The 8612-nt window shown below is 51.7% G+C and carries 10 protein-coding genes; 5 read left to right on the top strand and 5 right to left on the bottom strand.

The window, feature by feature from the left end:
• Both B2067_RS07945 and B2067_RS07940 read right to left on the bottom strand, forming a co-directional pair.
• Nucleotides 1-406 (bottom strand): MlaC/ttg2D family ABC transporter substrate-binding protein (locus tag B2067_RS07945; protein WP_301388045.1); only part of this gene is annotated, 406 nt, incomplete at its 3' end.
• A gap of 100 nt (nt 407-506) precedes the next feature.
• On the bottom strand, nt 507-914 hold the full coding sequence (locus tag B2067_RS07940; RefSeq protein WP_301388044.1) for an acetyl-CoA sensor PanZ family protein: 408 nt from the start codon (nt 912-914) through the stop codon (nt 507-509).
• Between the two features lie 150 nt (nt 915-1064).
• Here B2067_RS07940 and hisB point away from each other — a divergent pair, with 150 nt between their 5' ends.
• From hisB to B2067_RS07915, 5 genes are all read left to right on the top strand, one after another.
• Nucleotides 1065-1655, top strand: a complete 591-nt coding sequence (gene hisB, locus B2067_RS07935) for an imidazoleglycerol-phosphate dehydratase HisB (RefSeq protein WP_068443808.1) — start codon at nt 1065-1067, stop codon at nt 1653-1655.
• A gap of 30 nt (nt 1656-1685) precedes the next feature.
• On the top strand, nt 1686-2318 hold the full coding sequence (gene hisH / locus B2067_RS07930) for an imidazole glycerol phosphate synthase subunit HisH (protein ID WP_301378343.1): 633 nt from the start codon (nt 1686-1688) through the stop codon (nt 2316-2318).
• A 55-nt stretch (nt 2319-2373) separates the two neighbouring features.
• Entirely contained in the window at nt 2374-3114 is a 741-nt protein-coding gene (gene hisA, locus B2067_RS07925; protein ID WP_301388043.1) for a 1-(5-phosphoribosyl)-5-[(5-phosphoribosylamino)methylideneamino]imidazole-4-carboxamide isomerase, read from the top strand.
• Between the two features lie 2 nt (nt 3115-3116).
• Entirely contained in the window at nt 3117-3875 is a 759-nt protein-coding gene (hisF, locus tag B2067_RS07920; RefSeq protein WP_068443815.1) for an imidazole glycerol phosphate synthase subunit HisF, read from the top strand.
• A 161-nt stretch (nt 3876-4036) separates the two neighbouring features.
• Complete coding sequence (locus B2067_RS07915; protein ID WP_301388042.1) at nt 4037-5644, top strand: methyl-accepting chemotaxis protein; 1608 nt, start codon at nt 4037-4039, stop codon at nt 5642-5644.
• A 57-nt stretch (nt 5645-5701) separates the two neighbouring features.
• Here the strand turns inward: B2067_RS07915 and B2067_RS07910 are convergent, their stop codons facing one another.
• The 3 genes from B2067_RS07910 to B2067_RS07900 form a co-directional block, all read right to left on the bottom strand.
• The gene (locus B2067_RS07910; protein WP_301388041.1) at nt 5702-6796 is read right to left on the bottom strand and encodes an OmpA family protein; all 1095 of its coding nucleotides are present in this window, start codon (nt 6794-6796) and stop codon (nt 5702-5704) included.
• A gap of 169 nt (nt 6797-6965) precedes the next feature.
• Nucleotides 6966-7442: a hypothetical protein gene (locus B2067_RS07905; protein ID WP_301388040.1), complete on the bottom strand. Its 477-nt coding sequence runs from the start codon at nt 7440-7442 to the stop codon at nt 6966-6968.
• A gap of 62 nt (nt 7443-7504) precedes the next feature.
• Nucleotides 7505-8612, bottom strand: a 1108-nt coding sequence (locus B2067_RS07900) for a dihydroxy-acid dehydratase (RefSeq protein ID WP_301388039.1), incomplete at its 5' end; no start/stop codon positions are given.

Raw genomic sequence — 8612 nt, 5'->3', positions numbered from 1 at the left:
GGGTGAACTGGCCCTTCACGATAGCGCGGCCACCGTCCGGGCTGTAGCGGGTATCTGAGAACTCCAGAGTCTCGCCGCTGAATGCCTTGAAAGCACCGCCATAAGTACGTAGCTGACGATCACGGAAAATCGTGATGAAACGCTGCTGTTCCTCAGGCGTAGCACGGCGCCAGTATTTACCCAGTGCACCCATCGCGATCTTTTCCTGGTCGATGGCAGGCAGAATGTATTCTTGTACCAGACGCTCAACCATCTGGGCGTCGCGCTCTTCAGGTTCGGTTTTCTTCAGTTCAGCAATCACGCCATTGGTGGCTTGCTCAACCACTTTCAGTGGCTTGTCGTCACTGGCGAAAGCCTGCGTTACCGCAAACATCATCAGCGTAAACAGGGAGAGTATTTTTAACACGGTTACGTCCTTATCATTTTTGGTCAGTATCTAACGATACGTCGCAGCTGCCTAGACGGATGTTCACAATTATTTGTTACATCTGTGCAACAGTGGCTGCTCAAACAGTCCTTTTGTAGACCAACAGGTTACCCTGACGTTCAAAGTTTCTTCGCAGGATGGCTTCTGATAGTGAGTCTTCACTATCGACAAACTCCAGGGTCAGTCGCTCTTCATCCGCCCATTTGCACAGAAAATGCAGCATCTGGTGCATAACACCACGACGCTGAGTAATACGACGAACGCCAGCATTTGCCAGTCTTACGTGGTCGCCATTCCGTTCTGCCAGTAACGCGCCAATGATGCGGTCGTTAAATCTACCACCAATAACCCAGCGACTCTGATTAATCCACTCGCGCAGAGGCGTATCAACGGCAAGCCCGTGGGGCTCGGTTTCGCTGCGGATTTTCTCGAAATCAGTGAAGTCGTCTTCTGTTGGATTGGTCAGGTGCTCCAGTTTTACCGGCACATCAGGCTCCTGTTCGTTGGCTTGTTCACGGTACGGTGCATCAGTCAGGCAGGATTTATTACTTTCAGAAGCTTACGGCCTACTTTCTGGTGCGCTTTGCTTTATAATGCTTTCTTTTCTGTTTTGCGAGAGTCCGGAGACAATCTCATTATGGCACGCACGGCGTCAGTAGAGCGTAACACGCTCGAAACCCAGATTACCGTTAAGATCAACCTTGATGGCACGGGTCAGGCCAAATTCGATACAGGTGTTCCATTCCTTGAACACATGATGGATCAGATCGCGCGTCATGGCCTGATTGATCTGGATATCACCTGCAAGGGCGATACTCATATCGATGACCACCACACGGTTGAGGATATCGGCATCACTCTGGGGCAGGCGTTCGCACAGGCGATCGGTGATAAAAAAGGCATCGTCCGCTACGGTCACTCGTATGTACCGCTGGACGAAGCACTGTCACGTGTTGTGATCGACTTCTCTGGCCGTCCGGGTCTGGATATGAAGGTCGACTTTACCCGTGCTGCGATCGGCCGTCTGGATACTCAGTTATTCTGGGAGTTCTTTCAGGGCTTCGTGAATCACGCCAAAGTCACGCTCCACATTGATAACCTCAAAGGCTTCAATGCGCACCACCAGGCAGAGACGATCTTCAAAGCGTTCGGTCGGGCATTGCGTATGGCGGTTGAGCAGGACCCTCGTATGGCTGGCGTGACACCATCGACCAAGGGCAGTCTGTAAGAGGTCGGAACAGTGACAGTTAACAGTAAGATTTGTGCCGTTATTGATTACGGCATGGGCAATCTGCACTCCGCTCACGGTGCTCTTCAGAGTGTGGCTCCAGATACTCAGGTACTGGTTACCGGTGACCCAGAGGTGATCCTCAGAGCTGACCATGTGGTATTGCCCGGTGTCGGTGCTATCCGTGACTGTATGGCTGAGATTTATGCTCAGGGTATTGATGCTGTTGTGCGTGAAGTTGCGGCGTCGAAGCCTTTGCTCGGTATCTGTGTTGGTCTGCAGGCCATGATGGAGCGCAGCGAAGAAAACGGCGGTGTTGACGGTCTTGGGCTGTTCCGCGGTCAGGTTAAGTACTTTGGCGATGACCTGAGAGAAAACGGTGAGCGCCTGAAAGTACCCCACATGGGCTGGAACACAGTAAGTCAGGGAAAACACCCACTCTGGAATGGCATTGCTGACGATACCCGTTTCTACTTTGTTCACTCATACCATGTAAAAGCAGAGAATGAGGAACAGGTGAAAGGCCGCGGCCACTATGGTGTCGATTTTGCCGCTGCCATGGGGCAGGACAATGTCTTCGCCGTCCAGTTTCACCCCGAAAAAAGCCACAATGCGGGTCTCGCATTACTCAAGAACTTCCTGAACTGGGATGGTCAGGCCTGATCTGGCCGCCCGGTTATTGATTCAAATTTAAGGTTACTCTTTTAAGGTTACTCTCATGCTCGTTATTCCTGCTATTGATCTCAAAGATGGCCAGTGCGTTCGCCTCCGTCAGGGCCGTATGGATGATTCCACCGTGTTTGGTGATGATCCTGTGTCTATGGCAAAGCGCTGGGTTGATGCGGGCTGTCGTCGTCTACACCTCGTTGATCTGAACGGTGCGTTTGCCGGTGAGCCAGTGAATGGTGAAGCCGTGACCTCAATTGCTAAAGCCTTTCCGGACCTGCCGATTCAGATCGGTGGCGGTATCCGTTCGCTGGAAACCATTGAGCACTACATCAAAGCGGGCGTGAACTACGTCATCATTGGTACGAAAGCGGTTAAAGAACCTTCGTTCGTCAAAGAAGCCTGTGATGCGTTCCCGGGCCACGTGATTGTCGGCCTGGATGCTCAGGATGGTTTCGTTGCAACTGACGGTTGGGCTGAAGTCTCTGAAGTAAAAGCCGTCGATCTGGCGAAGCAGTTCCGCAACGATGGCGTATCAGCAATTGTGTACACCGACATCGCTCGTGACGGCATGATGCAGGGCGTGAACGTTGAAGCGACCGTTCAGTTAGCTGAAGAAGGTGGTATTCCTGTGATTGCATCAGGTGGTGTCACCAACATCGAAGATATCCGTCAGCTGTCTAAGGTAGCTTCCCGCGGTATTCTGGGTGCGATCACTGGCCGTGCAATCTATGAAGGCACGCTGGACGTTGCTGAAGCTCAGACTCTTTCAGACGAACTCACAGGTAAATAATCATGGCTCTGGCGAAGCGCATTATTCCGTGTCTGGATGTTGATAAAGGTCGCGTTGTAAAAGGCGTCAACTTCGTGGGTATCCGCGATGCGGGTGATCCGGTCGAAATTGCTAAGCGCTATAACGATCAGGGCGCGGATGAAATTACCTTTCTCGATATTACCGCCAGCCACGAAGAGCGTGAAACCACAGTTCACATGGTTGAAGCGATCGCCGAGCAGGTGTTTATTCCCCTGACCGTTGGTGGTGGTATTCGTGAGATTGCCGACATCCGCAACATGCTCAATGCCGGTGCCGACAAAGTATCGATTAACTCGGCTGCAGTTTATAACCCGGACTTTGTGCGCGCAGCGGCAGACAAGTTCGGCTCGCAATGCATTGTGGTTGCGATTGATGCTAAACAGGTTGACGACCACTGGGAGATTTTCACTCACGGTGGCCGTAAACCCACCGGCATTAATGCGGTGGAGTGGGCCGTAAAAATGGCTGATTTTGGTGCTGGTGAAATCCTGCTGACCAGTATGGATCGTGATGGTGTTAAAACAGGCTTTGATCTGGGCGTCACCAAAGCCATCTCGGATGCGGTTAATATCCCGGTCATTGCGTCAGGCGGTGTGGGTAACCTTGATCACCTGGTCGATGGTGTAAAACTTGGTGGAGCTGACGCCGTTCTAGCGGCGAGTATTTTCCACTTCGGTGAATATACGGTCCAGCAGGCAAAAGAGCACATGGCTGCCGCTGGCATCGAAATGCGCCTCTAATTAAATCTGTCTTTATTTGTCACTCTTCGGTGGCCTGACTGGCCATCGAATTTCTGTCGATCTCCACAAAAGCGTCTACTATGAAGGCAGAGCTGTTCTTCTTTATCTGAGAAACAGCAGACTTTCTAACTGAACTCTGCCCGCAGGCTGAGAGTGGCGCAATGACTCAATTTCAATCCGTGAAGTGGAAGATACTCACACCTATGATCCTGGTTTTCCTGCTGATCATGGTATTTATCAACCTGTATTCCTCACATCAACAGAAAGCGCGTCTTCTGGAGACTACCGAGCAGCATCTGAATCAGGTGCTCGACAATTATCTTGATGGCATCAATATGCTGATGCTGACCGGCAGCATGGCAAGCCGGGATACTCTGCGAGATAAGTTTGCTCAGCAAGATGGCATCGAAGAGGTGCGCGTATTGCGTGCCGACGCCGTAAACAAGCTATTCGGCCCGGGGTTTCCGAGCGAGAAACCTCAGGACGAATACGATCGCCGTGCACTGAATGGCGAAGCCGTGTCATTCGTTGAAACCGTAGATGGCGAACGGAAACTCACGGTTATTGAACCTTATATCGCGGTAGAGAACCGCCACGGCACTAATTGCCTCGGTTGTCATCAGGTTGCCGAGGGAACCGTGCTTGGTGCGGGGCGGATTACATACTCTCTCGCGGAGGAAGACAGCCAGGTGCTGGGAGATCTTATCAATAGCAGCCTGATGAACGCGGTTCTTATGATTGCCGGACTTTCCGGTATTTATTTTGTGATTTATCGCATCGTGATTCAGCCACTGCGTCGCCTGGAAAAAACGATGGGGCAGATAGGTACGAACTCTGACCTGACCCTGCGTGTAAACCTCGGCACCAATGATGAATTCAGCCGGGTAGAAGAAGCGACCAACTGCATGCTGAATAGCTTTCAGCCGGCGATCAGTGATTTATCTCATACCATGTCTGAGCTGTCTGGAGTGTCGGGAGAACTGGCATTAATTACCCGTGAAACGCGGGATGGAATGGGTGAGCAGCAGCGCGAGAGTAAAGACCTGCTGGTGGCAGTAGAAGAGCTGTCAGACGCTGCAGGGCGAGTGAACGAAAGTGCGGTAAATGCTGAAACAGCGGCCGTATCGGCGAAAGAGAATGCCGAGGGCGGTAGCGAAGTCGTTGTTCAGGTGACAGGCACGATTCAGGAGCTCGCGGCAGAAGTTGAGAACGCCGTGACGGTTGTACGGCAACTTGCTGAAGATACGCAGGGGATTGGTCACGTTGCGAAATCGATCAATGAAATCGCTGAACAGACGAACCTGCTTGCTCTTAATGCGGCGATTGAGGCTGCGAGAGCAGGTGAGCAGGGGCGTGGTTTTGCCGTGGTCGCTGACGAAGTCCGTAGTCTGGCAATCCGGACTCAGGATTCAACCAAAGAGATTAACGACATCATTGAGCGTCTGGTCAGTGTTTCTGAGAAAGCCGTTCAGGTGATGGATGCCAGTAAAGACCGTGCGCAGCAGGGTGTTCAGGATACAGAGCGTGCCCGCGAAGCACTTCAACAGATTGCAACAGGTGTTGAGAATATTCGCTCAATGAACAGCAGAATTTCTGCAGCGGCGGATAATCAGAACAATGTGGTCTCAAGAATTAACGAGAACATCCGTGTAATCAGTCAGGCTTCTGAGCAAACCCTGAGTGCCTCAGGGAGAACCTTTGAGCACAGTAACGACCTTGGTCAGATAGTGCAGCGGTTACGGGAAATTGTCGAGCGCTTCAGGGTGTGAAGCATGTTTGCTGATAATAAAAATGGCCGCAATCGCGGCCATTTTAATTTTCGAGTGTTATTTCTTAACAGCGAGTTCTACACGGCGGTTCTGTGCACGACCTTCAGCAGTATCGTTGGTCGCAACAGGGTCCGCTTCGCCATAGCCTTTTGCGCTCAGTTTCTCTGCACTGACGCCTTTCTCTACCAGGTACGAACGGACTGATTGTGCGCGGTCTTCGCTGATTTTCTGGTTCAGTGCATCGCTACCACGACTGTCGGTATAAGCCTGAATTTCGATCATCAGATCAGGATAGCGCTTCAGTTCTTTAGCAACATCATCAAGAATAGCTTCACTGTTTTCAGTCAGTTGTGCAGAGCCTGTTTCGAAGAAAACACCCTGAAGCTTGCCGTCGAAGCTCGGGCAACCGTCACTGTCGACCATAGTACCTTTGGGTGTATCTGAGCACTTATCTTTGCGATCAGGAACGCCGTCTTTATCGGTATCCAGCTTCGCAGCAATACGGGCTTTTTCAGCGGCCAGTTCGGCGGCACGGCGAGCGTCTTCCTCGGCTTTCGCGCGTTCTGCTGCTGCAGCTGCGTGTGCAGCTTCAACGTCGTTGGTCATATTATTTGCAGCTTCGTCGCGTGATGATGTCACGCTGTTGCCGCCGAAGCGCATGCCGGCTTCCAGCACATAGTTATTGTGCTCAATGTCTTCATTTACCATATCGTCGTAACGATATTCGGCACGGGCGAAGAAGGTATCTGTCGCCGCCAGTTGCAGACCTGCGCCAACACTCACCAGAGCGTTCTCTTGAGCAAAATCGTTCAGCTCTGCCTTGCCATAGCCAAGACCAGCGCTCACGTATGGCTGAATCATATCGTCACCGAAAAAATGCAGACCACTGACGCGAGCCTGCTGAACATCAGCACGGCCGTCAACCTGATCTGGAGAAGGCTGTACGATACTGAGTTCAACCGCGGTGTCGTTGTTCAGTATATAACCGGCTGAGAGTTCCAGGTCGTAGCTGTGCTTGATGTAATCATCGAAGTATTCGTTGGTGACCTCGTGGTCGGTGTGGGCACCACCAAAAGTCACGTAATAAGGGTTTTCGGCCAGTGCAGTAACGCTGATCGAAGAAATGATTGTAGCGAGTAAAGTGCGTTTCACGGGTAGTTCATCCATATTATAAATTGATACAGCCTGTATAGGGTGGCCGTGCTTAAATGGACTGGGCGTTGGTGAAACAGTTCAAAAAAAAATAAAAAATTCATAAAAAAACCCGAAGATGGATTTCGGGCTTTCAGGTGTTATAAAATCTGAGAAAAATTCCTGTTGATTACAGGTCTTGAAGGATTTCAGCCTTCTTCTGAGAGTATTCCTTCTCTGTAATCAGCTCGTCATCTCTGAGGTTCTGAAGGATCTCCAGGCGTTCTTTTATCGACTTCTTCTCTGCTTTTCTGGCCTTAGCTTGATTGGCGGCTACAGGCTTCTCTTGTTGCAGGCAGTCGTACAACTCTGCTTCCAGGCTGACTTTGTTTACCGTCTTGATGCCGCCAGCCAGAGTCGGCTTACGGAAGCGGGATTCGCTACTGTCGAGGATAAGAATACTGTCGGCCCTGACTTCAAGGGCTTCTTTTCTAAGCTTTTCGGTGCACTTTTCTTCCGTACTGCTACTGCAGGATTCTTCTTTTACTAATAAGCACTGCTGCGCTTTTTGGGCGTCTATGATTCGAACTTCAGCCGCCTGAACTACGCTGGCGGCGGATAAAAAAAGTAAGGAAAACAGAAGTGGCGATGTCTTCATGGGATTCATTTCTCGTCATGTAAATAAATTCGGACCAATAAAAAGGCCGGTAAAAACCGGCCTTTCTAACATCAGTCGTCGAGCATAGCTTTGTCGCGGACGGCACCCTTATCGGCGCTGGTGGCGAACTTGGCGTAGGCTTTCAATGCCGTGGTCACTTTACGTGGGCGTTCCTCGGCAGGTTTCCAACCTTTCTTATCCTGCTCATGGCGACGGTGAGACAGCTCTTCAGCGGTCAGGTCGACATTGATCGAACGGTTCGGGATATCGATGTTGATGATATCGCCGTCTTTCAGCAGGCCAATGGCACCGCCCGATGCGGCTTCTGGTGAACAGTGGCCAATCGACAGACCAGAGGTGCCGCCAGAGAAGCGACCGTCGGTCAGCAGGGCACATTCTTTACCCAGGCCTTTCGACTTGAGGTAAGAGGTTGGGTACAGCATTTCCTGCATGCCCGGGCCGCCTTTCGGGCCTTCGTAGCGGATGATGACAATATCACCGGCAACGATTTCGTCGTTCAGAATGCCGGTGACGGCGTCGTCCTGACTTTCGAAGATGCGTGCACGGCCCTGGAATACATGGATCGATTCATCCACACCAGCTGTTTTAACCACACAGCCATCAAGGGCGATGTTGCCATACAGAACGGCTAAGCCACCTTCCTGTGAGTAGGCGTTTTCAATACTGCGGATACAACCGTTTTCGCGGTCGCCGTCCAGCGTCGGCCAGCGAGTGCTCTGGCTGAATGCTGTCTGAGTCGGGATACCCGCAGGGCCAGCTTTGTAGAACTGCACGACCTCTTCGCTTGGGCTGCGCATGATGTCCCACTTATCCAGCGCTTCTTTCATGGTGGCGCTGTGTACGGTTGGCAGGTCATTGTGCAGCAGGCCAGCGCGATCAATTTCACCCAGGATACCCATGATGCCACCGGCACGGTGCACGTCTTCCATGTGGTACAGTGGCGAGTTCGGCGCCACTTTACACAGCTGAGGAACAACACGTGACAGACGGTCGATGTCTTTCAGGTCGAAGTCGACTTCGGCTTCCTGAGCAGCGGCCAGCAGGTGGAGGATAGTATTGGTTGAGCCGCCCATGACGATATCGAGGGTCATGGCGTTTTCAAACGCTTTGAAATTGGCGATAGAGCGGGGCAGTACAGACTCATCGTCCTGCTCGTAG

This window comes from Thalassolituus sp. UBA2590, from assembly GCF_002339775.1.
In the GTDB taxonomy this organism is placed as follows: domain Bacteria; phylum Pseudomonadota; class Gammaproteobacteria; order Pseudomonadales; family Oceanobacteraceae; genus Thalassolituus.
Note: the sequence above shows the minus strand (reverse complement) of the source record. Positions and strands in the feature narration are given on the sequence as shown.

Bases quoted from the DNA above. Each gene is read 5' to 3' on its own strand.
- hisB (WP_068443808.1), top strand. From the start codon at position 1,065: ATGGCACGCACGGCGTCAGTAGAGCGTAACACGCTCGAAACCCAGATT.
- hisA (WP_301388043.1), top strand. From the start codon at position 2,374: ATGCTCGTTATTCCTGCTATTGATCTCAAAGATGGCCAGTGCGTTCGC.
- hisF (WP_068443815.1), top strand. From the start codon at position 3,117: ATGGCTCTGGCGAAGCGCATTATTCCGTGTCTGGATGTTGATAAAGGT.
- B2067_RS07915 (WP_301388042.1), top strand. From the start codon at position 4,037: ATGACTCAATTTCAATCCGTGAAGTGGAAGATACTCACACCTATGATC.
- B2067_RS07905 (WP_301388040.1), bottom strand. From the start codon at position 7,442: ATGAATCCCATGAAGACATCGCCACTTCTGTTTTCCTTACTTTTTTTA.